Source organism: Streptomyces nojiriensis (assembly GCF_017639205.1).
Lineage (GTDB): Bacteria > Actinomycetota > Actinomycetes > Streptomycetales > Streptomycetaceae > Streptomyces > Streptomyces nojiriensis.
The window spans coordinates 662011-686420 of record NZ_CP071139.1 but is presented as its reverse complement, the minus strand read 5'-3'; the positions used below and the strand labels follow the sequence as shown (position 1 = coordinate 686420).

Sequence of the window (24410 nt, the reverse complement as noted above, 5' to 3'; positions counted from 1 at the left end):
AAACGAAGGGCTGTCCCGTGGCACGTACCGTCGCCCACGTCATCGTCGACGCACTCGAGGAGCTCGGCGTCCAGCACGTCTTCGGCGTCGTCGGTGACGCCTTGAACCCGTTGACCGACGCCATCCGCACATCCGTCGGCCTGAACTGGGTCGGCTGCCGCCACGAGGAGGCCGCGGCCTTCGCCGCCTCGGCGCAGTCCCAGCTCTCCGGGACCCTCGGGGTGTGCATGGGCACGGTGGGACCCGGATCCGTGCACCTGCTCAACGGCCTCTACGACGCCGCCAAGAGCCGCACGCCCGTCCTGGCCATCTGCGGCCAGGTCCCCCTCGCCGAGATCGGCAGCGACTACTTCCAGGAGGTCGACAACGACCTGCTCTTCCGCGATGTCGCCGTCCACCGGGCCACCGTCACTTCCCCGGACCAGATGCCGCGCCTGCTCGAATCGGCCGTGCGCGCCGCCGTGACCCAGGGCGGGGTGGCCGTCCTGACCGTCCCCGGCGACCTGGGCGATCAGGAGCTGAGCGACGACAGGCCCACGCGGTTCGCCCTGGACCGCGCCGTCACCCGGCCCGACGACCCGGCCCTCGCCCGGGCCGCCGAGCTGCTGAACGCCGCGTCCCGGGTGACCCTCCTCGTCGGGCAGGGCGCCCGCGAGGCCCGTACCGAGGTCCTGCGGACCGCCGAGCTGCTGGCGGCGCCCATGGTGCTCACGCTGAAGGCGAAGGAGGGATTCGAGGACGACAACACCTTCCAGGTGGGCCAGACCGGCCTCATCGGCAACCCCGCCGCCGCTCACGCGCTCGACAGCGGGGACGTGCTCTTCATGCTGGGGACCGACTTCCCCTACCGGGAGTGGTACCCGAAGGATGCCAAGGTGATCCAGGTCGACTCCCGCGAGGAGCACCTGGGACGCCGCACCCCCGTGGACGTGGGCCTGGCGGGCGACGTCGGCGCCACGCTGCGGGCCCTGCTGCCGCTTGTGAAGGCGGTCCCGGACCGTGCGCACCTCGACGACGCCCGGGAGCGTTTCCTGCGCTGGCAGGAGGGACAGCAGCGGCTGGCCGACCCTGCGCACGAGCACCGCTGGACCGGGAAGCTGCGGGCCGTCCTGGACAACCGCGAGCACGCCATCCGCCCGGAGGCGCTGGCGGCGGCGGTGGACGCCTACGCCGACGCCGACGCCGTCTTCACCTCCGACACCGGCATGGCCACCGTCTGGCTCTCCCGATTCGTCACCATGCGCGGCGACCGCCGCCTGATCGGCTCGTACAACCTCGGCTCGATGGCCAATGCCATGCCCCAGGCCCTCGGTGCCCAGCTGTGGGCGCCCGACCGGCAGATCGTCGCGCTCTGCGGGGACGGCGGGCTGAGCATGCTGCTCGGCGACCTCATGACCATCAAGACGTACGGGCTGCCGGTGAAGCTCGTCGTCTTCGACAACCGCCGCCTGGGCATGGTCAAGCTGGAACAGGAGCAGGCAGGGCTGCCGGAATTCGGGACGGAACTCGACAACCCCGATTTCGCCGCAGTGGCCACGGCCCTCGGCCTGACGGGGATCCGGGTCACCGACCCGGCCGATCTCCACGAAGGCGTACGCCGCGCCTTCGAGACGCCGGGGCCGGTCCTGCTGGACGTGCTCACCAACCCGGAGGAAGTGGCCGTGCCCGGCAAACCGACTGTGGCCCAGGGCTGGGGTTTCGCCGTGGCCAAGGCCAAGGAGCTCCTGCCGGGCCGTGAGGGCTGACGGGCACCGCGGGACGCCGGCCGGCCGCGAAACGCCCGTGAGCACCCTCCGCCCTCTCGCGTGATGCGGTGGAAGGAGAAATGCGTGTGTTCACAACGGGGATGCCGGGGCAGACGCCGTTCAAGAGGTCGGTCGATCCTTTCACTCGAACCGGAGGAGTTGTTCTCACGTGACCGAGCACGCGTGGAGTTACAAGTCGACGTCGGGCCACCTGGCCGGTACCGATCTCACCGGCTACGAGGTCGAGGCGGTCGACGGAAGCATCGGCAAGGTCGACAAGCACTCCGACGAGGTCGGTGACGCCTACCTGGTCGTCGATACAGGGGTGTGGATCTTCGGCAGGGAAGTGCTCCTGCCGGCCGCCACCGTGATCTCGATCGACCCGGAGCAGCGGACGATCCACGTGGAGCGCACCAAGGAACAGATCAAGGGCTCCCCGGAGTTCCACCGGGACAGGCACCTCGGCGACGCGGGCTACCGCGAGCAGCTGGCCCTCTACTACGGCCCCGCCGGCCCGTTCGGCGGCCCGTTCGTCTGACCCGCGATGGGGGGAGGGGCCCGGACTCGACGAGTCCGGGCCCCGCCCGGCTGTCCTCGACGGCGCTCGGCCCGGGCGGGAGCCTGGTTCAGTCCGCCGGCCGGCCGTCGACGGGTATGTCCAGTCCGTCGGCGAGGCCGGCGAGGGTCGCCCCCAGGGGGAGCGCGACGCGAGTGGCGGCGTGCCGGTCGCCTCGGGTCGGGTCCCGGTTGACGATCAGTACGGGTTTTCCCGCCTGGGCTGCCTGGCGGACGAACCGGAGGCCGGACATCACCGTCAGCGAGGATCCCAGGACCAGGAGTGAGGTCGCCGCATCGACCAGTTCGCGGCAGCGCTCGACCCGGTGCGGGGGAACGTTCTCGCCGAAGAACACCACGTCCGGTTTGAGGATGCCGCCGCATTCCGAGCAGGGCAGGACGGTGAAGTCTCCGGCCTGTTCGTCGGTGAGGTCGGCGTCACCGTCCGGATTCAGCCGGGCGGCCACGGGCTCGAAGCCCGCGTTGGCCTCTTCCAGCCGCCGGGCGAGCTCCCGGCGCGTGCTGAAGGCACCGCAGGAAAGGCAGACGACCCGGTTCAGGCTTCCATGGAGTTCCACCACGTCCTGGCTGCCGGCGGCCTGGTGCAGGCCGTCGACGTTCTGGGTGATCACCGCCGAGAGCAGGCCGTGCCGCCCGAACGCCGCTACGGCCCGGTGCCCGGCGTTGGGCCGGGCGCGGCCGAAGGTGCGCCAGCCCAGGTGACTGCGGGCCCAGTAGCGGCGCCGGGCGTGGATGCTCGTGGTGAATTCCTGGTAGGTCATCGGCGTGTGCCGACGCAGGCTGCCACCCGCGCCGCGGTAGTCGGGAATGCCCGACTCCGTGGAGAGGCCCGCCCCGCTGAGCACCAGAACGCCGCCGGTCCTCAGCGCATCGGCGACCGGCTCCGGATCCGTGGTGCCCGGCCGCAGGTCCTCGGTGGGGGTCCAGCTCAGAGTGGGGCGCGTACGCATGCAGCCAGGGTACGGAACAGGCCCGACAGCGGCACAGGACCGCGCCCCCGGTGCGGCCACCGCACCGCCGCACCGGGCCGGAGCCCGGCGGACCGCTGGGCCGTCACGCGTCGGGGGACTCGCCGGTGTGCGGGGCGGGTGTCACCCGGGGACGGAAACAGGCGGTGATCGTCTTGCCGCCGTGGAAGGAATGGGCGTCCCAGGCATCGGCGAGGGCGTCCATGATGGCGAGTCCCCGTCCGGAAGTCGCCTCGCGTGAGGGGTCGCGCGGGGCCGGCAGCTCCGGGTCTGCGTCGGCGACGCTGACGTGCAGGCACCGGCCGTCCCACGTGAGCACCAGCCCGGCGCCGCTGTGCGCGTGGACGTGCGCGTTGGTGACGAGCTCCGACACCGTCAACAGGACGGAGTGCGCGGTGTCGGGGGCGTTGGTCGTCCACTGCAGGGAGTCCAGGCGTTCCGCGGTCCACCGGCGGGCCTCGCGCACCCCTCGGTGCACGGGGAAGGAAGCGGCCCAGCCCTTGGCACGCATGGACACCGCGTTCACCTCGCTCGCGCTCTCGTGTGACGCCGGACCGGACCGGCCGGGACGCCCGTCAGGACCGGCTCGCCCGGTGCCGGGCACGGTGCCCGCCCCTGCGGTGGACGAGCAGCAGGGCCAACGCCATCGGAGCGATCAGCAGGACCATCGTCGTCATGGGAGCGCTTCCTTCCCTCGTAGTCCGTTCCCACTGCGCGTGTGGCCGCCATGAGGCCTCCGAAACCCCGGTTCGCGCCGTCCGGCCCCACCAACCCCGACATTCCCTGCAGGACGAGGTTCCCTGCGAAGATCAGGGGATGGACGCCGCCTCCTTGGGCTGCGCGGTCTGCGGCGACCTGAGCGGCGGCTGCGGTGCGGGCAGCGGCGGCCGCCCCCGCGCCGGCCGTGGCCTGGGCCCGCGAAGCCATGGTCTGGGCGAGGGCCTGCGCGCGTGCCGCACGCTCACCGGCGATGGTGGCGGCTGTATGCGCCTCCTGAGCCCGGGTCGCCAAGGAAGCAGCGAGGGCCTGGGCTCGGTGGGCCCGGGTGACGACCTGCTGCGCGGCCGCCGCCCGCTCAGCTGCCTGGGTCACCCGGGCCTGGGACCGGATCGCCTCGGCGGACGCGGCTGCCTGCGCCCGGGTCAGGGCCTCGGTGGCGGTCCGTACCGACCCCAGACGTGTTCCGACCCCGGCCAACCCGCTGTCGAAGGTTCGCAGCTGACCGGCGGCGCCCCGAAGGCCGCTGGTGAGGCCCCCAGTGTTGGCCATGAGGTTGACGTAGAGGGTGTAGGCGCCGCTCACGGCGTCACGTCCTTCCGGGGCCGCAGCCCGATCTTCATCCCCCGGCCCTCGGCCCCATCCGGGACCTGCTCACGCTCCATCTCGATCAGCTCGCACCCAGGGCAGCGGTACGGCTCGGGCACGTAGGCGAACCGATCGCCGCCCACGCCCTCGTCCCACTCGGCCGCGCGGGTGCCGCACCCGTCGCACGAGGCTTGCGTGTAGGCCAGGTAGGCGAGGGCCTTCGCCCGGTCGAGCGCCGACCACCGTCCGTCCCCGGCGCCCGAGAAGTGGCTGTGCGGGATGCCGTACGAGGCGCACAGCTGCATCTCAGCCCTGAACACAGGGTCTTCGATCAGCCTTTTCCCAGGTCGGCACGGATGGTCTGGTTGACGACCAGTGCTGTCGTGAACAAGGCTTTAGCGTCGGCGTCGGCCCAGCTGTCGAGGAGCTCCTGGGCGTCGGCTTCCGTCATGCTCGGCACCTCGGCTCCAGCCGCGTCACGTTCGATGTGGCACGCCGCGATCAGGGCCGCGGGGAACGTCTCGACGTTGTACTCCATGCCCGCGTCGGCTTGGGCCTCGGTCGGGGGATGCTCGCGAAGCAGCTGCTCCCACGCCGGACGGGGCAGAGCCCGGAAGGTCAGCCGCTCCGTCTCCTGATCGAGTTCCTTCTGGGCGTCGGCGAGTCTCCCTTCGGCTGCGAGGACCTCCGGGCGCTGGGCTACCCACTCGGAGCGGGCAGATTCGGTGATGCCCTGCTCGATCGACGCGGCCTGCGCTTCGGTTCGGGCGCGCGCGAGGCCGAGGGCGGCTTCGGTGACGGCGGCCTTCAGGGTCGGGTCGTCGCAGATGGACAGGGTTCGTTCGGCCAGGCGCCGGCTGCGGAGCCGCTGCATTTTGGCGGCCCAGTGGGGGTCGCGGGCCACGACCGAGGGGGGAGGGGTGTGCGTGGACATGCGGCTTCCCCTTACGCCTTCGCCGGGATGGGGGCGTCGAGGCTCGGCTTCGCGGTGATGCCGAAGGACACCTTGTACTTGGCCGGTTCGGCGCCGGCCGTGTAGGTCGCGGACCGGCTGCCCACGCGGACTGGGAAGACATCCATCGACTTGGACTGGGGGATGTCGCCCTTGCGCAGGATCACGACGTAGCCTTCGCTGCCCTTGGACAGCAGCGTCTCCAGGGTGCCGTCGACCTTGTCCTCGTACAGGGTGAAGCTGCTGTTGTCGGCCTTGTCCTCACCCGGGATGGAGGTCGTGAACTCGCTCGCCATGTCCGGCGTTTCGATGGGGACGTTCTCAAGGGCCCAGCCCTCGATGTCCGAGATGGCCTCGGCCAGATCGGTCGCGTTGCTGCCGGTCAGCTCCGCCCGCGTCGGGATGTTGGAAGGGGCGGCAACGGCCTTAAGGAAGAAAAAGGCGGTCGTTCCACGCCGCATGAACCGCTGCTGGGTGGTACCCACTGATTCTCGCGCTCCGGGGACACCCCTGGAGCGGCACGCACCGGAGGCCCGTCCCCACGACGCCGCGCGCAGCGCGACTGGGGAATCAGTCCGTGCCGTCGGCCGGACGTCCGCGTCGGGGCCTCCGCGGTAAGGGCGGTGCTGGTCAGGAGAGCGACGTCACCTCAACCACGTACCGCTGCACGTAACTGTATATCCCGCCGGCGACGGCCACTCCCTCCTCCTTGTCCAGGGCACGCTGGAGGACGGCGCATCCCGGGATGGCGATGTCAGTCGCGTACGCGCCGTTGCTGCCGCCCTTCCGGGACAGCATCGCGGCCCGGACCCGGTCCGCCATCCATTCGGCTTGCTCAGCGGTGGTGGCCACGCTGGTGACTTGCAGCAGGGCGCGCGCGTCACCGTCGGCCTGTCCGTACGGCGGTCCGGCGGTCGTTAGCCCCAGCGGGTAGAGAACCGAGTAGGGAACCTGGGCTCCGGTGGGAGTGCTGGAGGCGGTGGGTGCAGTTCCGTACCCACAGCTTCGGGTGGTGGCAGTGGACAACATCTTCTGCACGGCGAGGGAGACCTCGCGGCCGGAGACGGGCACAGCTCCTCCAATCTCCTCCTGCGGTACGCAGGAGCGGTCAGTCTCCGATGGCGTCGCCGAGGGCGGCGAGGAAGAGAGGCCGGACCTCCTCAACTGCCGGGCCCACATGCGGCAGAGGGGCCTGGTTGTAGATCCGTCCGAGGCTGTCTGCGCCAACGAAGCCGTACTCCAGGCGTCGCGCCTGGGGTTTGTTCGTGCCGACGGCAGCCGTCACGGTGACACCGTCGGTGGATACCTCATGGGTCCAGCTGCGCCGGTAGTCCCCGGTCGGCGCGTTGGGGCCGGGCCGACCGGAGGCCCGCGCCTTGATGCGGGTCTCAAGGAGCATGGCGTGATGCTGGACGACAGACAGCGTCTCCGGCAGAGTCCTGGCCGCTCGCGCATCCAGGAGCGCCGCGATCTGGGCGGCGTTCGTGTAAGCCCCAGCGGCGCCGTGTGCGTTGGGGTGGGAGTTAGACGAGGAGGGCACTGGGTTCTGCCCCCTCGCCTGTGTCGCCCCGAGCCCACTGGCGAAGCTGTTCGACGACGGCAGCAGTGAACCTGCCGCCTGCCAGGTCCATCCGGTGCATGGCCGCCTCCTCCAAGAGCTTGGCGTCGATGGCGGCTAGGAAGCGGTCTGCCGCCTCTCCGGGCTCGTACGGCACGCCGACCGCCACTCGGGCGAGGCCGTCGTACTCCGCGACCGGCCGGCCAGGCGCAAACTCTAGGATCAGTTGCGCGGGTTGACCGGCCACCTGGTGCAGCGTGTAGCCCTGGACGAGGCGGGAGAGGTCTACGCCGTCGAGGGCGATAGTCCCGCCGCCGGCGCCTGAGGTGATTCGGACTTGGTGAGGATCGGTGATCCGGTTGGTCGTGATCTCCATGATTCGAGCGTATGCCCGATCGTAGATCGCTCGGATTCGCTCAGGGCGGGGTGATCTCGTCCAGGCGCGTAACCCGAACCAGCTCGACGGTGGATGCCTCGGACGGGTCGAGGACCTGCCAGATCCTGCCAACAGTCGCGGGACTGCCGGAGTGCGCGGCTACCACCTCCACGCGGTCATACCGGGCTGGCAGCGCCGCACCCAGCGGAGTAAGGAGTCGGTACCAGGAGACAGTGTCGTCCAGCCACTGACGACCGACGATGCCCTCGGCTGTCACCTGCCCGTGTCCGGACAGCACAGCTCCCGCCCCCTCGTACACGGCCTCTACTGGCACGGCGCCGACGAGGCCGGTGTCCGGGTCGAGCGGAGCAGTACCGGTGGGGCGGGTGATGCGCACGGTGTCGACGAGCAGCGCCGACTCAAGGTGGCGGCGCACCTCGTCCGGGTCGATGCCTGTGGTCATGGCGTGCCGCCCGTCCGCTGCGTGTTCTGGTCGATCCAGGTGGTGCGGACCACGCTCAGAGTGGCGGTCTCGCCGATGTCCAGCACGCGCCACGTGCGGCCTACTGCTGCCGGATCGGCTGCCTCCATGACTCGCACAACGTCTTCCCTGGAGGCAACGGGCGCGGAGAGCGGCGTCAGCAGCCTGTACCGGGAGCGCGTGTCGTCCACGTACGCCTGCCCTGCCAGGTGGAGTACAACGGAAGGCCCGTCAGCGGGAAAGAGCGCACCGGGCCCTTCATAGACCACGACCGGGGGCCCTGGTTCGTACTGACCGGTGGTCGGGTTGAACACCGGTTTCCCCTTGCGCTCGATCCTGATCCTGCTGGTGAGGACCTTCTTCTCGACGATCGCGCTGACGCCCCCCAGAGTCAGCCCCTCAGTGGGAGTGCTCATGCCACGAGCGTATGCCGAACTACTGACAGAGTCCGCCACAGTGGAGTCATCTGCCGCACGTCGCCTGACTGCCGAGCGCCAATCCCCTGCAAGCGAAGCCCCTCACGCCCAACGCTCAAGGGCGGGCGGGTTGTACGGTCCCAAGTGAGGCCATCAGAAGGGACGCCCACAGCATGCCGCACCCCACCGACAGCGCAACTCGCTCAGCCCTTCAGGGGCTCATCCTCGACTTTGCCGGGGTCCTCACGTCCGACCCGCGCCCCATCCACCGGGAGTGGTGCTCCGCTCAGGGGCTCGACCCCGAAGCATGGCGATCGACCCTGAACGATCACCCCGAAGGGCGCCGACTGTACGAAGCCCTCGAAGTCGGGGAGATTGGGCAAGCGGAGTGGAACGCCCGCACTGCGCCGTTGATCGGCCCTGGTGTGGACCCGACCAACCTGATGGGCCGAGCCTGGTCAGGCGTGCCGACCGCACGCCGGATGGCCGCCCTCGCACAGGCCGCACGCGATGCCGGCCTCCGTACCGCGCTGCTCTCGAACAGCTTCGGAATGGACCCTCACAACCCGTACGAGCATGCCGGGATCTGGGGGCTTTTCGATGTCCACGTCATTTCCGAACAGGTAGGCCTAGCCAAGCCCAACCCGGAGATCTACCAGCTCACCCTCGAACGACTTGGCCTTCCCGGCGAGGCATGCGTATTTGCCGACGACCACCCCGTAAACCTTCCCCCGGCGGCCGCCCTCGGCATCTCCACAGTCCTTGTTGCCGATGAGGAAGCGACGGTCTCGGAGTTGGAAGCCCTCCTCGGAATCAGCGTTCCTCTCACCGTCTGAACTCCGGTGGCGCCGACCAGGCCGGAAGCCGTCAACTCCCGGCCGGTCGAACCCTGTCGGCAGCCACCCCACCCCCTGTACGGTCCGTACCTCACTCATCACAGGAGGTGCGCGCGTGCAGTGGTCGGAGTACACGAACAGCGAGAGACTGAAGGCCCTCCGCAGCGGCATGACCCAGGAGGGCTTAGCCGAAGCAGCCGGAGTATCAGTCGGCGTGATCCGCAAGCTCGAACGCGGCGGCACCGCCTCCATCGCGTCCCTCCTGTCCGTCGCCCACGCCCTCGGCACGGACATCGCCGTCCTCCTCGGCCAGCAAGCGCCCCGCCGCTCCATGGACCGCGATGAACGCTCCGCCCTCCGAGCCCTGTCCGCCGTCACCCACGACGCCGCGATCGGCATTCCCGCCGACACCAGCCCCGGCACGCTGAACGAGCTCCGCAGCGTCGTCCGCCACGCCGACGCCGCTTACTGGTCCGGCCAGTACACCCATCTCGGCGCCCTACTCACCCGCCTACTCCCCGAAGCGCGGGCCCGCTACGACCACGCCGATCACGCCGAGAAGGAACAGGCGGCCGGCCTCCTTGCTGACACCTTCCAGACGGCCGGGATGATGGCGAACGTCCTGGGCTCCCGAGATCTCGCCTACGCCGCCCTCACCTACGGTCGACAGATCGCCGTGCAGGCCGGGGACGATCTGCGGGACGCACACCTGTCGGCCACAACGGCATGGGTGAACCTTCGCGACGGCCGCACCGCCCAAGGCTTCGCCCTCGCTGCCGCACAGGCCGACCGCATCGAGCCGAAGATGAGCGAACACGACCCGGACCGGCTGTCGGTGTACGGGCAGCTCGTCACCAACGCCGCTGTCGCCGCCTCCCGCGGCGGCGCCACCGCTGACACCGCCCGCGAATACCTGTCCCAAGCTCACGCAGTCGCAGCACGCATCGGCATCGAGCACGCCCGTGGCGACCACGCCCAGCCCTACGGTCCGATGTACGCCGCCACACAGGCGATGAGCATCGCCGTCGCCCTCAGCGACACCGCCGGCGCGCTGCGCCTCATGGATACCGTCCACCTGGGCAACAACGTCCCCCTGGCCACCCGCGCCAGATACGGCCTTGACGTTGCCCTCACCCACCTCGAGTGCCGCAAGTGGGATCAGGCCGCCGAAACTCTCGACAGCGTGTGCCGGATGGCACCCGGCTGGGTGCGCCACCAGATGCTCCCTGGCGTCATCATCAGCCGCCTAGCTGGCGTCTCCGTCGCCCGCCTTCGCGGCCTTGCCCATGCTGCCGGGGTTCCCTTCGGCATGCACTGACTGGCTACGTAGGCCACATCCGGAAACGGTTGTTGTCGGATTTCGGGAACGACCGCGGATGGCTGCTGCCGAAATGTTGGCGAGTACCAGGAACAGAATTGCGTGCGTGTCGCGCAACGGCGGCCCGCTGCTGACCCTCAGGCAGCAGCGGCGTCATGAGTAGCGGGTGGGTGTCCGGTTTGTTGAACCCGCCTGTGTTCTTGTGACTTGGCTGGCAGGCTGGGCTGGTGGAGAGCGACTGGCCGGCAGGGGGTTGCCGAAAGCGACGAGTGCTGGGGCATGTGCCTCGCTACCAGGGCGACCGCCACCCCCGCAGGGAAGCCGGCGACAGCCCCTGCGTGCGTACAGCCCCTTCCCCGACGGCAGCACCTGAACAGAGACCACAACGTCTGTCGTCGCCCCTGCCCCGAGATACACCATCGGAGCCACCACCCGCATGAACACACCGTCGAACCCCATACCGACTGCACCTCCCTGGCCGCACTGCGCACACGGCGCGAACCCCGCCAGCGACCCAATCGGTTGCCCCGGCATCCACGTCCCCGGGCACACCGCATGCCTGGCGCACCTGACTGACGCCGACCGCAACACGTACCTGGTCAGCCTGATGCCTGGCGCCGACATCGACCACCGCGGAACCCACTTCACCGAACCACTCCTCACCTCACTCCTCCACGCTCTCCATGACCCCACCACTCAAAAACCCCACCTCGGCGACGCCCAGTTCGGCGGGGCGCAGTTCTCCGGCGACGCCCAGTTCGGCAGGGCGCAGTTCTCCGGCACCGCCCACTTCCGCGAGGCGCAGTTCTCCGGCACCGCCCACTTCCGCGAGGCGCAGTTCTCCGGCGACGCCCATTTCGGCGAGGCGCAGTTCTCCGGCACCGCCCACTTCCGCGAGGCGCAGTTCTCCGGCGACGCCCACTTCCGCGAGGCGCAGTTCTCCGGCGACGCCCATTTCGGCAGGGGACAGTTCTCCGGCGCCGCCCAGTTCTCCGGCGCCGCCCATTTCGGCGGGGCGCAGTTCTCCGGCAACGCCTGGTTCAACGGGGTGCAGTTCCCCGGCGACGTCCAGTTCGGTGGGGTGCAGTTCTCCGGCGACGCCCATTTCGGCGGGGTGCAGGTCTCCGGCGGCACCGAGTTCAACGGGGCACAGTTCTCCGGCCGCGCCTATTTCTTCGGGGTGCAGGTCTCCGGCGGCACCGAGTTCAACGGGGTGCAGTTCTCCGGCGCCGCCCATTTCGACGGGGCGCAGTTCTCCGGCGACGCCTGGTTCAGCGAGGCGCAGTTCTCCGGCGACGCCAAGTTTGGTGGGGCGCAGTTCTCCGGCCGCGCCGGGTTCGACGGGGCGCAGTTCTCCGGCAACGCCTGGTTCAGCGAGGCGCAGTTCTCCGACGGCGCCGGGTTCGGCAGGGCGCAGTTCTCCGGCTACACCGGGTTCAGCGAGGCGCAGTTCTCCGGCGGCGCCTGGTTCGGCAGGGCGCAGTTCTCCGGCGACACCGGCTTCGGGGGGGCACGGTTCTCCGGCGACGCTGGGTTCAACGAGGCGCGGTTCGCGGTGCTGTCGCGGTTCGGGCCGTTGGCATGTGGGCAAGTGGTCGATCTGTCTGGTGCGGTGTTCGAGGCGCCGGTGACGCTGGAGATCGCGGCGCGTGAGGTGCTCTGTGTGCGGACCCGGTGGGAATCGACGGCGACGGTGCGCCTGCGCTACGCCCGGGTGGACTTGAGCCACGCGGTGCTGTCCTTCCCCGTAGCGGTCATCACCCACCCCACGGCCTTCGCCGTCTACCCTCAGGCCCGCATCAGCCAGAGGGTGCCGGTGAACGAGAGCCTGCTGGCCGGCTCAGCCGAGGTACGGGTGGCTTCGGTACAGGGTGTGGACGCTGCACACCTGGTCCTGACCGACACCGACCTGTCCGACTGCCTGTTCACCGGGGCCTTCCACCTTGACCAGCTCCGTCTGGAAGGCCGCTGCACCTTCGCCCCCACCCCCACAGGCTGGCACCGCCGCGGCATACGGCCGGTGCGTTGGACCCGCCGACGCACCCTTGCCGAGGAACACCACTGGCGGGCCCTGTGGATCGGGCAGCCCGCCGCAGCCCCGGGGCGGCCTCCCTCGCCCAGCGTTTGGCGCACCGGACCACGCCATCCCAACCCCGCCCTCACCCCCGACCCGGAGGATGTCGCCGCCACCTACCGGCAACTCCGTAAGGCGTTCGAGGACGGCAAGAACGAACCGGGAGCGGCCGACTTCTACTACGGTGAGATGGAGATGCGCCGCCACGATCACACCGGCACCCCGCCCGGCGAACGCGGCCTGCTACACGGCTACTGGCTGCTCTCCGGCTACGGCCTGCGTGCCTCCCGCGCACTGGGTTGGCTCGCTGCCGCGATGCTGGTGACGATCACCTTGTTGATGGGCTTCGGGATCCCCCAGAACTCGCCGAAGCAGCAAGCGGCCGGCACTGTGCCGCCCGGCGGAGGCACGGCCACCTTCGTGATCGACAAAGAGGATCCGCGGAACCCCACCGGGGACAGATTCACCAGCAAGCGGTTCGACAAGGCCCTGAACGTCACGCTTAACTCGGTGGTGTTCCGCTCCAGCGGCCAGGACCTGACCACCAGTGGCACCTACATCGAAATGGCCTCCCGCCTCCTCGAACCCACCCTCCTCGCCCTGGCCGCCCTTGCCGTACGTGGACGAATCAAACGCTGATCACCCCACCAGGTGTTCAACGAGCTGAGCGCACGACCCTCGGCATGCCGGGCTAAGCACAACCAAGGTCCTGAAGTAAGCACTGAGGTGTTCTCGGAACTCGGCAACATCACTTCTCGGAAGAGAGGAGCGTTCCTGCTGCCGAGCAACAGACGTGCTCGAAACCCACCTACAGAGCCAACTGACCCACCCGTCCCTCAACCACCACGCCCCGTGACAGCCTGACCGCCCCTCACGTGGGTGACTACCACGGAACGTAGTAGTCCAGGCTCAGCCACGACAACCCACCGCCACGCCCCATGGCAGTCTGGCCGTTCGCGAGTTGCGGCGAATGCCACGCCTCGTGCCTGGGCCGATCATCCCGGCCCCGCGACGCTTGGACCATGCCGACGAACCCGCACGGCGGCGGCATCGGACATGTTCCCGTCGCCGTCTACAGCTCCTCCCCGCACGCTGCCACCATCCAGGAATCGGAAGCGTACGCCCGTCGCTACGCTGACGCCCGCCTGTGGCCCGTAGCGGGAGCCTGGTCCGACCCTGACCCGGACGTACCACTGATCGATCGCATTGGATGGCGTGGCATAACAGATGCCCTCGGTAACGGAATGGTCCGGGGCATCGTCGTCGCGGACCAGGCCCACGTCGTCTCCGACTCGGCCGAGTTCGAGCGGCTCGGCGCCCTGATCCGCGACCGTGGCGGCTTCCTCGCGGTCGCCACAGCGTCGGTTCCTCGTCGTACGCCGGGCCAGCAGGCCCGCCGCCGGAGCGTCCTCGAAGCCGCCTCCGGCTGGAGTGAACTGGACGGCATCCGCCATGACCGGCCCGAGACCGGCGCGGAAGGCCTGTGAGCAACCGCCATGCTGCAACCCAACCCCGCTTACACCAGGACTGGGTTGGCTCGCTCCTGACCGCCGTCTGGGTCGTCGGACACGTCGCGGTCGGTGCGCCCCTTGCCAATACCGGCACCTCGCACGTCCACGCCGCACCCGAACCGAAGAGGCCGACGGCCTCCCGTCCCGACATCGACCCGCACGCCGACGGGGGCACCCGGGCCTGCCGCTGCGCTGACCGCACCACCATCTGAAAGCATCCGGCCTCGCCCGCCCGTCCGACGGGCCACACCGGAGCTTCGGGCCGCCCCGCGCCCCGGGACGCCTGCTACCGGCCCCTCCCCGGCGGCATTGGCCTCGGGCCGCGGGGCTCACTACCCCGACCCTGCGCAGCACCACGCTCGAAAGGCGAACCCACGTGTACGCATTCGGCCTGTGCATCGACCGGCAGTACCTCCTCCCCGGCCTTGCGGCCGTCACCTCCCTTACCGACAGCCTCACCCCCGCCGCGCGCCGCGGTGCCGCCCTGCGGGTCCTGACCATGGACCTCCCGCCCGCTCACGCCCTCCTCCTCGCGCACCTCGCGAAGCGGTGCGGCTTCGGATCCTTCGACCTGGCGTACCGGCCTCCGCTCGCCGCCTCCCACATGGCCGACGACAGCTACATCACGATCACCACCTACCTTCGATTCGAATTCACCCGTGACTTCGTCCGCCGTCCCTACCTGATCTACCTAGACGCCGACACCCACGTACGTGACGACATCACAAGCCCCCTCGCATCCCTCCAGCCCGGCCGGATCGGCGCCGTCGCGGACGAGTTCAACCCTGCCGTCGGGGCCTGCCCCGCACTTCCCGGTGCTGCCGACCGCTGGCCCCATTGGCGCGGCCGCCCCTACTACAACGCCGGAATGCTATGGGCGCACACCGCCGACATCCCCGCGATGCGCCAGGGAGTTGCCGGCGCCTTGGTCAAGCATCGGGCGCACATCCTGCACAACGACCAGGACGCCCTGAACCTCTGGCTACTGCGTACCGGCCGCGTCCACCCCGTCCCCTCCCGCTTCAACCGGTTCGAGACCGGCCGGTTCCTCGAACGAGGGGAATGGGTGCGCCGAGTGGTCCATCGCAGTCTGCGCCCAGACCCGTCCGCCGCGCTGGTCCACTTCGTCGGCCCCGAGAAACCGTGGTCGTCCCTTTGCCCTCCCACCGACGACGTCCGCGACTACCGAGCGCACCTCAGGACGACCAACCGGCATGTGCGACGCCTGGGTGCCGTGGGGGCTTGGCAGTGACCGGCCTGCCTCCGGCCGTCGTGCGTGCCTGCACGAGCCTCCTCGCTGTCCGGCCGGTGACCGCAGAACGCCTTACCATAGGCAACCGCACCTCCGTTTACCGTGCTGGCCTCGCTGACGGTCGCGCAGTGGTGGTCAAGATGTACGCGGCCGCCACACGTCGCAACGCGGTGACCGAGGCCGCCGCAATCCGGGCCGCCGCCGGCGCTGTGCCCACGGCCCGCATCCTCGCCGCAGGCCGAGTCAAGGGCACTGACCTCACCGCCCTGATCAGTGAAGACCTCGGCCGACTCACCCTCGGCGCCGCCGTTCGCAATGGGCAGATCACTACCGACCGCGCTCTGCGGGACGTGGGATACCTCCTCGGCCGCCTCCATAGGGCGCCGGTCGCCCCTCGCACACCCCGAAGGCCGTTCTTCGACGATGTCACCTCCCTGCGCCACCGCGATGCCGGCGCCATCGGCCGGATCGCTCCCGCTCTCGAAGTCCTATCCGAAGCCCCAGCGTTGGTACCGCTGGTGTGGTGCCACGGCGACGTGCACTTCGACAACATCGTCATCGCAGGCCCGGGGGCCACACACCACCTGATCGACTTCACCGACGCCACCCCTGGCCCGCGGGAAGCGGACGTCGCGCAGGCCCTGGTGATGGCCCACGCCGTCTCGGTGCGCGGCCGTCTCACCCTTACTAGCGCCTACCCCCTCGCCTTGGACGACTCCCGTCTTACGGCCTGGTGCGTGTTCCACACCGCCCGCTGCCGGGCGACTGCCTCGTCCGGTGACGAACGCTCCCGCTGGACACGCCGCCTGGCCGATCTGGCCCACGAGCACCCCCGCTTCTTTCACACCCCGCGCACCGTGAGGAGCCCCAGATGATCACACTCTCAGTGGTGATCCCCGCCCACAACGAAGCCGCCTACCTCCCCCGATACCTGCCCACCGTCTTCGCCGCCCTCGACCACTGGCAGGCCGCTACCGGCGGCACGGGGGAGGTGATCGTGGTCGACAACACGAGCACCGACACCACGGCCGACCTCGCCACCCAGCTGGGCGCCCGTGTCATTACGGAGACCGTCCGCAGTATCGGCGCTGTCCGCAACACCGGCGCCGCAGCCGCCGCCGGAAGCCTCCTCTTCTTCACCGACGCCGACGTAGCACTCCCACTCGACACGTTCACCGCCGCCACCACGGCCGTCGACGCCGGCGCCGTCGGCGGAGCGATCCCCCCGCTCTACACCCCGGCTCGACTCGGTGCCCGACTGCTGTGCGCCTACTGGGACCACTACCGCACACGGCGGGATGGAGCACAGGGCGTCGCCCAGTTCGCGACCGCCGACGCGTTCAAAGCAGTCGGCGGGTACCGACCGGAGCTGCTGATGAGCGAGGACGTCGAGTTCTTCGCCCGACTCACCGCCCACGGCCGACAGACCAACGGCCCCGTCGCCATCCTGGACGATCTCCGTGTTCGCCCCTCCACCCGCCGCTACGACCAGTGGTCCACCGCGCGAATGCTGTGGTGGCAGAACCCCCTCACCGCCCGCCGGCGCCTAGCCTCGCCCCGCATGTGGCGCCACTGGTATGAGGGGAGCACCGTGCGATGAACCAGCTTCCCGTCCCCGACCACACCGGCATCTACACCTTCCCCGACGACCTCGACCACGCGCACACCGCACACAGCACACGCCTCGCCACCCGGTACGCGGCAGGCGACCACCAGGTGCTGGAACTCACCGCCCCTCACAGCCGAGCCGTCCACCACATCGAATTCCGCACCCCGACCGGACGACCGGTCCTCGCCATCGAGCCCCACCACGACGACTTCGCCCTGTCCGCCTCCGGCACCTTCCTCGCCCACCCCAGGCCCCTGACCGTGGTCACGGTCTTCACCCGGTCCCGCAGCGTCCACCCCACGGTGGAACCCAGCCTGCCGACCGAGGAAGCCGTCTCGCAGTTGCGGGCCCAGGAAGGCGCGGCCGCGCTCGCCCCACTCGGCGCCGCCCGTCGCCTCCTGCGCCACAAGGACGCCGACCCGCCCTACCGGTCCTACGACCCCGGCCACCTTGACCAGATCACCGAAGACCTCCATGCGCTCGTCAAGCAGAACCCCGGCGCTGAACTGCTCGCCCCCGCCGCCGTCACCCGCCACCCCGACCACCTTTTGGTTCACGACGCCGCCGTACGGCTTGGCTGCCGCTGGTTCTGGGAGGACCTCGCCTTCTGGTCGACGTACGCGCTCGCCGGCTGCGACCTCCACCTGTTCAACACCCGGTCCGGCCACGGCCCTCTGATGCCCGAGCTGGTCGACATCACCCCCGTCATCCTCGACAAGGTCACCGTCCTCCGGATGCACAGCTCGCAGATGAGCCCCCCGCGTAAGCAGTACCGGCCGATCCGCCACGCCTGGACGGTCGCCGCCGATCTCCTCGACAGCGGGCTCTACGCGGAACGCTTCTACCGGAAGGAGCTGGCATGACCATCGTCGCCTTCGAAGGCGCCTCCTATGGAGGCAAGTCGTCCACGATCAAACGACTCCGAGGCATGCGCGGCATCGGTCCCCACGCGTTCGTGTCGGCCTGCTACGTCGACCACATCGACCGTCGCGAGGACATCCCGCCCGCGCGCACCGGATCCGCCGCCGAGCAGGTCGCGGCGTTCGAAAAGTTCATGCAGATCGAAGCCGCCCGGGTCGCCGCCGTCTCCGAGTCCACTGCCGACCTCATCATCCTCGACCGGTCGGTGGACACCCTCCTCGCCCACGCTTACGCCCTCGACAAGCTCTACGGCTACGACGTGCAGGCCCGACTGCGGGCCTGCCTCGCCACCATGCCGCACCTCAAGCCTGACCACACCATCTTCCTCGACGTTCCCCCCGAGACGCTCCACCTGCGGCGAAAGGTCATCGGGCACGCAGCTGCGGAGTCCGAGTACTTCCTTCACAACCCCGCGTTCCTCGAGCACGCCCGCTCCTACTTCACCACCCCCACATCCGGCGCCGAACCGGTCTCGCGGCAGGTGACGCTGCTGCCTGCCGACACCACCCCCACTGACGTCGCTGAAGTCGCCCGCGCCCTGATACTCCATTGGACGAAGTGATGCCCACCGCCCTCATCGCCTGGCGCCGCACACCGCCCCCATTCCTCATCGGCGGGGCCGAGGTGACCCAACAGCTCCTCGCCGAACAACTCGCCGCCGCCGGGTGGCGCGTGGTCTACCTCGGCGCCCACCAACCGCCGTGGGACGGCCCCGGGCAGCTCGCCGAAATCACCACCTACCTCGACACCAACCACACCCCGCACAAGTCGGCCAGCGGCGCCGTGCGCTACTGGTGGAACGGCGTGGACTGCATCGCCGTCGCCCAGGACCGCATCCCCGCCACGCTCGCCGCGCTGCTCACCGACATCCGTCCCGACGTTGTCTTCACCTCGCAGGAAGGCAGCGCCGACATCGCGGCCGAGGCCCGGACTCACACGCTCACCGCAGGCATCTGCCACTCGGTATCCGGCACCGGACTCGGCGTCCTGGCCGGCCGCCCGCATGTCGGCCTGGCCGTCTCGGAGTTCGTGCGCCACCGCGCAGGTCGCCCAGCTGGCACCCGTATGTCCCTGTGGTACCCGCCATTCACGCAACCGGGCCCCGGCACCGTGAACGCGGACCGAGCCGACGGCCCCGTCCTCATGATCAACCCGATTCCCGCGAAGGGATCACAGCTGATGCACGGCTTGATCCAAGCCATGCCTGATGAACGCTTCACCTTGGTCGAGGGCTGGTGGAACACAGCAGCCGAGTTCCGGCAGTACCCCAACGTGACGTACGTCCCACGCGTCTACGACATGGCTCCGCTCTACCGGTCGCACCGCCTCCTGCTGGTGCCGTCCGTTGTCGAGGACGCCTTCCCTCGGGTGATCGTCGAAGCGGCCTTGCACAGTGTGCCCACCATCGGCACCGACCGGGGTGGTATCCCGGAAGCCGTTGGTGCCGGAGGGACCGTCCTGCACGCCGACGCCGACCTCACGGAATGGGCGGCCGCGATCCACGCCATGAACCACCGGGGGGTCGGGGAGCGGGCCCGACTCGATGCCGCCCGCTACACCCGCCCCGTCCTGCCGGAGATCGTCGCCCTGGGCCTTACGCCGACGTGAACGCCGCCTCCACCTCGTCGAGCCGGTCCGTCCACCAGTGCAGCAGCGCCTCGTCCTGGGTGAACAGCTCATCGAAGGAGTGGTCGCCCTTGTTGTAGCGGAACTCCAGCTGCCAGAAGTCCGTGAGGCGCTTCCACCACAACCGGTGCACCGCGTCCTCAAGCGCGGCTGTCGACAGCGGCGCCACCGACCGGTACCCGCCAACGAACGCCGCCACCCGCTCAAGATCGAATCCGTCTGCACCGCCGAACTGGACCTGTGCCGTCCGCACGACCTCTTCTGCATACGGGCGGACGGCAACCCGGTCCCAGTCGAGGACCGCAGACAGCTCGCTGCCGGACCACAAAAGGTTCCGGTACTGGAGGTCACCATGGGTCCAGCCATACGGGCCGACAGGGACCTCATCGGCCGGAAGGCGGTCGACGTGCGCGGCGATCATTGCCCGCCGGGCCTTCAACGCGACTGCGGCCTCCTTATCGAAGGTGCTCGCGCGGCCCTGCGCGGCCACGGCAACCGCAAGCCGCTCCGCCTTCTCCACAGCCCTCTGGACGCTCGTGACGTCAACAGCGAGGGACTCCGGCGTCCGAGGCAGCGTGCGGCCGTCGGCGGCCCAGGAGAGGGTGACGTGAAGCCTCGCGATGTGTCCGCCGAGCGCCGCTGCCTGCCCCAGCGTGAGCGAAGCGCCGGGAATATGCTCGCCGGCCGCCCAGGGGAACAGGCAGTACCCGCCGCCCGGGGTCTCAGCCACCGCGGACCCGTCACTGGCCAAGATCGGCGCGCACACGGGGAGACCGTGATCGCCGAGGAACCCGAGTACCCCGAGGTTGCGGCGCAGCCGTTCCAGTGGGACGTCCGTCACGCGCTTGAGAGCGAACGTGCCGGCCTCCGCATCGAGCCGCCAGTTCACATTCATGAGTCCATCAGGCAGGTGACGCTGCTCATGGACAGTGCCGATCCCGAAGACGCCGGCGAGCTTGAACAGCTCGTCTCCCGAAATATGGATCTTGTCAGCAATGGGTGAGATGGTCACTCAGGGGACGATACGGGAGGCACTGCACCCGGCGCACGCGGATCACCAAACGTGATTCCGGCCGAAGGGTGGCGTTTGACCTGCGTGAGCCGGGGAGCCAAACGATCACGCAGCCCGACGACCCGGCGGCGGCCCACACCCGAAAGATCGCCACCCTGCGGCGCCTCACGGCAGTGCCTGCATCCGTAGCGAGGCCGCGATCGCGCTCCAAGAACCTTCAACGTTCCACGAGCGACGAAGAGAAGCAACGGGGCAAAACGCTCCGTCATGGTGGCGGTAAGCCGCGTACGCCGCAGTTTCAGGATTCAATTATGGAAACCGAGACTATTGCGAACGGGATTCCGTGACATCGCGAAGCCACGATGGAAGGTGCATGCTGGACGGAGGGATGCATACCACAGGTCCGCGTGGAGTCACCATGACTGACGCCCAACCTAGCCCTGCCCCCTTCGCTCCGCATCATTTGGAGGAGCGCGAGAAGCTGGCATACGAGGCCGTAATGTCTCTGTTCTCCGCTCAAGAGAGGACCGTGGGAAATTACCGCACTAGAGCGACGGCGATATTCGCTACGGCCGCCTTTGTAGTTTCTTTCTCCGCCTCAGTTGGACTGATTGGAAACGACCCGGGCAAGGGTGCAGTTTTTCCGTACTGGGCAGCAATAACCCTGCTGTCCGTTGTAGCCGTTCAAGGCGGACTCATCATGTTGATCTTGTGGCCAAGAAGCTTTTCCTATGGTCACGAGATTACAGCGTTGATTCACCCGAAAGTTGAAGACGCCCACCGCAGGCCAATCGACACCAAGCTGGTAGAGGATCTACTAGGTGACCTGTCCAGGAATCGCAAGCAGATCGTGTTCATGTCACGCCTCTATCAAGGGGCCACATTCCTTCTACTGGTTGAGGTTGCCGTAATTCTGGCTGCCGTGGCCGTGACGAGGTGACAGGCATGGGTAACGGAAAGGAAAAAGAGTGGCCCACCGGAGGGGAGCCTGAAAGGCGGGCCCAAGAGGGATCCGACGATGAACACCGGTGGCCCACCGGAGGACCCACGCTGTTCGTCATGAATTCAGAAGTCTCACCGGTCGATGTTTCGACTCTCCTAGAGAGTCACGGACTCAAGGTTCAACGGACGAAGGAAGTAGAGGGCGGCTTGCACGTACTTATGAACACTTCTTCGAGAGTCGAACTTCTAGACGCCGTACAGGTTCTTCGCGATAGTGGGGCTGGGGAAGATGTCTCTATTATCGGGGATTTCTCACTCTGATCACTGCTTGTGCAAGTAGGCTGTTGCTGCAAAACCGTTATTAGCTGCTGCATCCTCCCCGCCCGGCTCGATATCGGGACGCGGGCCGAAGGACCGGCGGCAGCGCGGGTGGGCAATCGGGAACTCAGCGGCGTCCTCGACGGTGCGGATAGTGCGGGCGCCCTTGTCGGGGTCTTGGTGGCTGGCCCACCCACAGTCCATGCCGTCGAAGACCTCCACGTACCTGACGCCGGCCTCACGGGTGCGGTTGAGGGTGCCCGCGTTGTAGGCCACTGCGCTCTTCGCCAGGGTCGCTGCCTCCGCCCACACGTCGACGGGCACTCGGGCACCGTTGCGGTAGACGACGTGGGCCAGATGATGTTCGTCTCGAAGCCGCGCTGCAAGGTTCGATGCCGCCTGCTTCGCGGTGACGTTGCCTGCGGCGAGAAGGGGAACCTCGAGACGGCCCGCTGCCCGTGCGGCGCGGTAGAACTTGGTAGCGATCCGCTCAGCTTCTTCGGACCGCCGGAGGAAGTCGTTGTACGAGTCGCTGGCCAGGCTCATCAGGGCGTCACGGTGGATCATCGTCCACGTGAACCGGGCGCCGAGCCGTTCGGCAGCCCGCTCGGCGCCTTGCTGGTAGAGGTGCGGGAGCTGCCGGCGGACGAAGGCGAGGGCCTCGGTGTCGATCTCGCGGCGGAACGCTTGGACGGCGCGCTTGAACTCCTCCAGTGTGAGCAGCACCAGGCGGCTGCGGGGCTGCTGCTCGAAGGTCTTGAGTACGCGTTCCTGCTGCGCGGCGAGGCGCTTCCAGGCTTCGTCGAGTACCGCGGCGACGCGCCGGGCGACTTCGTCCGGGTCGCCCGGCACCAGCGGCGGCCAGTCGTACGCCACGGCGGCTACCGAATCCGGTGGGCCGGTACGAGCGGCGCGGTGACCAGCTCGATGCCTGGCTCGCCGGCGACCGAATCGTCAGGAGCCGACGTCTCGGTGAGCGCAGCAAGCTGGCGTTCGAGGCCCTGGAGGTTGTTGCTCTGGTCGATGGTGACGACGCCGTCAACCACCATGCGCAGCGGTTCGGCCAGCAGGTTGGCGCGGCGTTCGGAGAGGACCTCGCGCGCGACTTCCCGGGCGCTGGCGAGTCGCGCGTAGCGGGCGGTGAGGTCGGTCTGGTCGGTGGCGGGGCCGAGCTGGGCAAGGAGCCAAGCGAGGACGGCGGGGTTCACGGACTCTCCCTGCGTAGCAGGGGGACCGCCCCTCTTGACGAGTCGGCGGTCCCTGTCGGGTACGGCTACGTGGTGGCGGTCTTCCGGCGGCGCTGCGGAGTGGGCGATGACTCCGGATCGGCGTCCGGATCCGGCTCCGGCTCGACCGATTCCTCCGAGGCGAAGCCGAAGGGGGGTGGTCCCTCGTCCTCCGCCTGGTCCTCGGGCTCGGGCAGCACGCCGCTCTCCCAGGCGCCGGGGTTGGTGATCTCGGCAGCGAGTTCGGGTGCTGGTTCCTCACCCGGCTCCAGGACCATCCACTCCCGGGTCGTCGGGTGCTGGACGTGGACGGCGGCAGAGAGTCGGGCCATCAGATCACCTTCGCAACGACGTGGGCGTCCGGGGTGTGAAGGACCGGCATGCCGACGGCTGCACCCTTCGTCCAAATCTGAACCGGGTCGTCCTGCGCGCCGCGGGTGATGATGATTCCCGGCCGGTCCTCCTTCGTGATTTCCGGGTTCGTGCCCCGCGAAAGGGCGAGGGCCTCGGCCGTCACGCCGAAGATGGTCTGGCCCCACTTGGAGCGGTCCGGGGGCAGCAGGATCCACCGGTCCTCGGGCAGCACCTTGGTCTGAACGCCGTCGACACGGACCTGGCCCTTGTAGAACGTGACCGGCGGCAGTCCGTAGTTGTCGCGGACCACGTTGATCTGCTGTGGGGTGAGCGTCGCCGTCGGGGTGTTCGAGGGGTTGACGCTGCCGTAGTACGCCGCGCGGTAGGCGTTGTTGGCCGCGAGGAACGAGAACGCCTTGCGGCTGGTCAGCACCATCTCCGGTGCCGGGGCACCTCGGTCGTCCAGGTATTGGATCCAGGCGAGTTCGTCCTTGATGGGGTCGGACGTCGGGTCGCTCCACAGCTTGGGGACAGTGGGCATGTTGCCGGCCGGGACGCCCCAGTCGACTTCGATCGTGAGTCCGTTTTCGGCGGCGAGGGTGAACTTGCCGTCGGTCAGCACGTCGCCCCAGGCGAGTTCGATGCGGGAGCGGATGGCCTCGACGTGCCGCTCGGTGTCGTCGTAGAGGAGTTCGATCAGCCGGTCCTCGTCAGCGCCTCGGGATGCCTCCAGGAGGATCTGCTCCTGCTCGCCGACGAGCAGCTTCTGGCCGAGCGGGGGCAACATGCCCTCGCGCGTGGTCTGCCACGCCTCGCGGGTCGCGAACGGCACGGACGCGTCGAAAGCCCGGTACTTGGCCACGTTGACGTACCGGCCGTTGTCCTTGACCTGCCACTTCACCTCGTCCTGCTCCAGGGTCGGGATGATGCCGCCGGCCTTGGAAAGCAGGTGGTCCGCCTGGGAGGGGATGGCGCAGGCGAAGGTGGTCAGGTCGTTGACCGCAACGTTCTTGATCAGGTCCTGAATGGTCATC

28 protein-coding genes are annotated in these 24410 nt (G+C 68.9%); 13 read left to right on the top strand and 15 right to left on the bottom strand.

Going from position 1 to position 24410, the window contains the following annotated elements; translation table 11 throughout:
- Positions 1-17: 17 nt before the first annotated feature.
- Together JYK04_RS03375 and JYK04_RS03370 are read left to right on the top strand one after the other, a co-directional pair.
- Complete coding sequence (locus JYK04_RS03375) at positions 18-1745, top strand: thiamine pyrophosphate-dependent enzyme (RefSeq protein WP_189747189.1); 1728 nt, start codon at positions 18-20, stop codon at positions 1743-1745.
- A gap of 169 nt (positions 1746-1914) precedes the next feature.
- Positions 1915-2283: a PRC-barrel domain-containing protein gene (locus JYK04_RS03370; protein WP_189747190.1), complete on the top strand. Its 369-nt coding sequence runs from the start codon at positions 1915-1917 to the stop codon at positions 2281-2283.
- 88 nt (positions 2284-2371) lie between these two features.
- Here the strand turns inward: JYK04_RS03370 and JYK04_RS03365 are convergent, their stop codons facing one another.
- The 10 genes from JYK04_RS03365 to JYK04_RS03315 form a co-directional block, all read right to left on the bottom strand.
- Positions 2372-3271 (bottom strand): NAD-dependent protein deacetylase, encoded by a 900-nt coding sequence (locus JYK04_RS03365; protein WP_189747192.1) that lies wholly within the window; start codon positions 3269-3271, stop codon positions 2372-2374.
- A gap of 103 nt (positions 3272-3374) precedes the next feature.
- Positions 3375-3800: an ATP-binding protein gene (locus JYK04_RS03360; RefSeq protein WP_189747260.1), complete on the bottom strand. Its 426-nt coding sequence runs from the start codon at positions 3798-3800 to the stop codon at positions 3375-3377.
- A 787-nt stretch (positions 3801-4587) separates the two neighbouring features.
- Positions 4588-4914 carry a hypothetical protein gene (locus JYK04_RS03355; RefSeq protein ID WP_229876886.1) on the bottom strand — a complete coding sequence of 109 codons (327 nt, stop codon included), beginning with the start codon at positions 4912-4914 and terminating at the stop codon, positions 4588-4590.
- An 11-nt stretch (positions 4915-4925) separates the two neighbouring features.
- On the bottom strand, positions 4926-5528 hold the full coding sequence (locus JYK04_RS03350) for a hypothetical protein (protein ID WP_189747194.1): 603 nt from the start codon (positions 5526-5528) through the stop codon (positions 4926-4928).
- A gap of 11 nt (positions 5529-5539) precedes the next feature.
- Positions 5540-6031, bottom strand: a complete 492-nt coding sequence (locus JYK04_RS42515) for a phage tail tube protein (protein WP_229876887.1) — start codon at positions 6029-6031, stop codon at positions 5540-5542.
- 145 nt (positions 6032-6176) lie between these two features.
- Complete coding sequence (locus JYK04_RS03335) at positions 6177-6617, bottom strand: hypothetical protein (RefSeq protein ID WP_189747199.1); 441 nt, start codon at positions 6615-6617, stop codon at positions 6177-6179.
- Between the two features lie 37 nt (positions 6618-6654).
- Positions 6655-6945: an HK97 gp10 family phage protein gene (locus tag JYK04_RS03330; protein ID WP_189747201.1), complete on the bottom strand. Its 291-nt coding sequence runs from the start codon at positions 6943-6945 to the stop codon at positions 6655-6657.
- A 124-nt stretch (positions 6946-7069) separates the two neighbouring features.
- The gene (locus JYK04_RS03325) at positions 7070-7480 is read right to left on the bottom strand and encodes a hypothetical protein (protein ID WP_189747202.1); all 411 of its coding nucleotides are present in this window, start codon (positions 7478-7480) and stop codon (positions 7070-7072) included.
- A gap of 40 nt (positions 7481-7520) precedes the next feature.
- Positions 7521-7943, bottom strand: coding sequence for a DUF6093 family protein (locus JYK04_RS03320; RefSeq protein WP_189747204.1), 423 nt, complete (start codon positions 7941-7943; stop codon positions 7521-7523).
- Positions 7940-8377, bottom strand: coding sequence for a DUF6093 family protein (locus JYK04_RS03315; protein WP_189747206.1), 438 nt, complete (start codon positions 8375-8377; stop codon positions 7940-7942). Before JYK04_RS03315 ends, JYK04_RS03320 begins: the two co-directional genes overlap by 4 nt.
- Positions 8378-8550: 173 nt before the next feature.
- On the opposite strand from JYK04_RS03315, the gene JYK04_RS03310 reads away from it, so the two are divergent.
- The 10 genes from JYK04_RS03310 (at position 8551) to JYK04_RS03265 (ending at position 19506) form a co-directional block, all read left to right on the top strand.
- Positions 8551-9213: an HAD-IA family hydrolase gene (locus tag JYK04_RS03310; RefSeq protein WP_189747208.1), complete on the top strand. Its 663-nt coding sequence runs from the start codon at positions 8551-8553 to the stop codon at positions 9211-9213.
- Positions 9214-9328: 115 nt separating this feature from the next.
- Positions 9329-10531, top strand: a complete 1203-nt coding sequence (locus JYK04_RS03305) for a helix-turn-helix domain-containing protein (RefSeq protein ID WP_189747210.1) — start codon at positions 9329-9331, stop codon at positions 10529-10531.
- Positions 10532-11138: 607 nt separating this feature from the next.
- Positions 11139-13244 carry a pentapeptide repeat-containing protein gene (locus tag JYK04_RS03300; protein ID WP_189747212.1) on the top strand — a complete coding sequence of 702 codons (2106 nt, stop codon included), beginning with the start codon at positions 11139-11141 and terminating at the stop codon, positions 13242-13244.
- A 383-nt stretch (positions 13245-13627) separates the two neighbouring features.
- Complete coding sequence (locus JYK04_RS03295; RefSeq protein ID WP_189747214.1) at positions 13628-14092, top strand: hypothetical protein; 465 nt, start codon at positions 13628-13630, stop codon at positions 14090-14092.
- 400 nt (positions 14093-14492) lie between these two features.
- Entirely contained in the window at positions 14493-15368 is an 876-nt protein-coding gene (locus JYK04_RS03290; RefSeq protein ID WP_189747216.1) for a glycosyltransferase, read from the top strand.
- Complete coding sequence (locus JYK04_RS03285) at positions 15365-16243, top strand: aminoglycoside phosphotransferase family protein (RefSeq protein ID WP_189747264.1); 879 nt, start codon at positions 15365-15367, stop codon at positions 16241-16243. Before JYK04_RS03290 ends, JYK04_RS03285 begins: the two co-directional genes overlap by 4 nt.
- Positions 16240-16968 (top strand): glycosyltransferase, encoded by a 729-nt coding sequence (locus JYK04_RS03280; RefSeq protein ID WP_189747218.1) that lies wholly within the window; start codon positions 16240-16242, stop codon positions 16966-16968. Before JYK04_RS03285 ends, JYK04_RS03280 begins: the two co-directional genes overlap by 4 nt.
- On the top strand, positions 16965-17840 hold the full coding sequence (locus tag JYK04_RS03275; protein WP_189747220.1) for a PIG-L deacetylase family protein: 876 nt from the start codon (positions 16965-16967) through the stop codon (positions 17838-17840). The genes JYK04_RS03280 and JYK04_RS03275 overlap by 4 nt, the downstream gene beginning before the upstream one ends.
- Positions 17837-18460 carry a nucleoside/nucleotide kinase family protein gene (locus tag JYK04_RS03270; protein WP_189747221.1) on the top strand — a complete coding sequence of 208 codons (624 nt, stop codon included), beginning with the start codon at positions 17837-17839 and terminating at the stop codon, positions 18458-18460. The genes JYK04_RS03275 and JYK04_RS03270 overlap by 4 nt, the downstream gene beginning before the upstream one ends.
- Positions 18460-19506 (top strand): glycosyltransferase, encoded by a 1047-nt coding sequence (locus tag JYK04_RS03265; RefSeq protein ID WP_189747223.1) that lies wholly within the window; start codon positions 18460-18462, stop codon positions 19504-19506. Before JYK04_RS03270 ends, JYK04_RS03265 begins: the two co-directional genes overlap by 1 nt.
- On the opposite strand, the gene JYK04_RS03260 is transcribed toward JYK04_RS03265, so the two are convergent.
- Entirely contained in the window at positions 19493-20536 is a 1044-nt protein-coding gene (locus JYK04_RS03260; protein WP_189747225.1) for a phosphotransferase, read from the bottom strand. The two genes, JYK04_RS03265 and JYK04_RS03260, sit on opposite strands and share 14 nt — an antisense overlap.
- A gap of 418 nt (positions 20537-20954) precedes the next feature.
- On the opposite strand from JYK04_RS03260, the gene JYK04_RS03255 reads away from it, so the two are divergent.
- Entirely contained in the window at positions 20955-21476 is a 522-nt protein-coding gene (locus JYK04_RS03255; RefSeq protein WP_189747227.1) for a hypothetical protein, read from the top strand.
- A gap of 323 nt (positions 21477-21799) precedes the next feature.
- Here JYK04_RS03255 and JYK04_RS03250 read toward each other — a convergent pair whose 3' ends face one another.
- From JYK04_RS03250 to JYK04_RS03235, 4 genes are all read right to left on the bottom strand, one after another.
- Positions 21800-22672: a hypothetical protein gene (locus tag JYK04_RS03250; RefSeq protein WP_189747229.1), complete on the bottom strand. Its 873-nt coding sequence runs from the start codon at positions 22670-22672 to the stop codon at positions 21800-21802.
- 5 nt (positions 22673-22677) lie between these two features.
- Entirely contained in the window at positions 22678-23004 is a 327-nt protein-coding gene (locus JYK04_RS03245) for a hypothetical protein (protein WP_189747231.1), read from the bottom strand.
- Positions 23005-23069: 65 nt separating this feature from the next.
- Positions 23070-23354, bottom strand: a complete 285-nt coding sequence (locus JYK04_RS03240; protein WP_189747232.1) for a hypothetical protein — start codon at positions 23352-23354, stop codon at positions 23070-23072.
- Positions 23354-24409 (bottom strand): major capsid protein, encoded by a 1056-nt coding sequence (locus JYK04_RS03235; protein ID WP_189747234.1) that lies wholly within the window; start codon positions 24407-24409, stop codon positions 23354-23356. Before JYK04_RS03235 ends, JYK04_RS03240 begins: the two co-directional genes overlap by 1 nt.
- Position 24410: the final 1 nt, after the last annotated feature.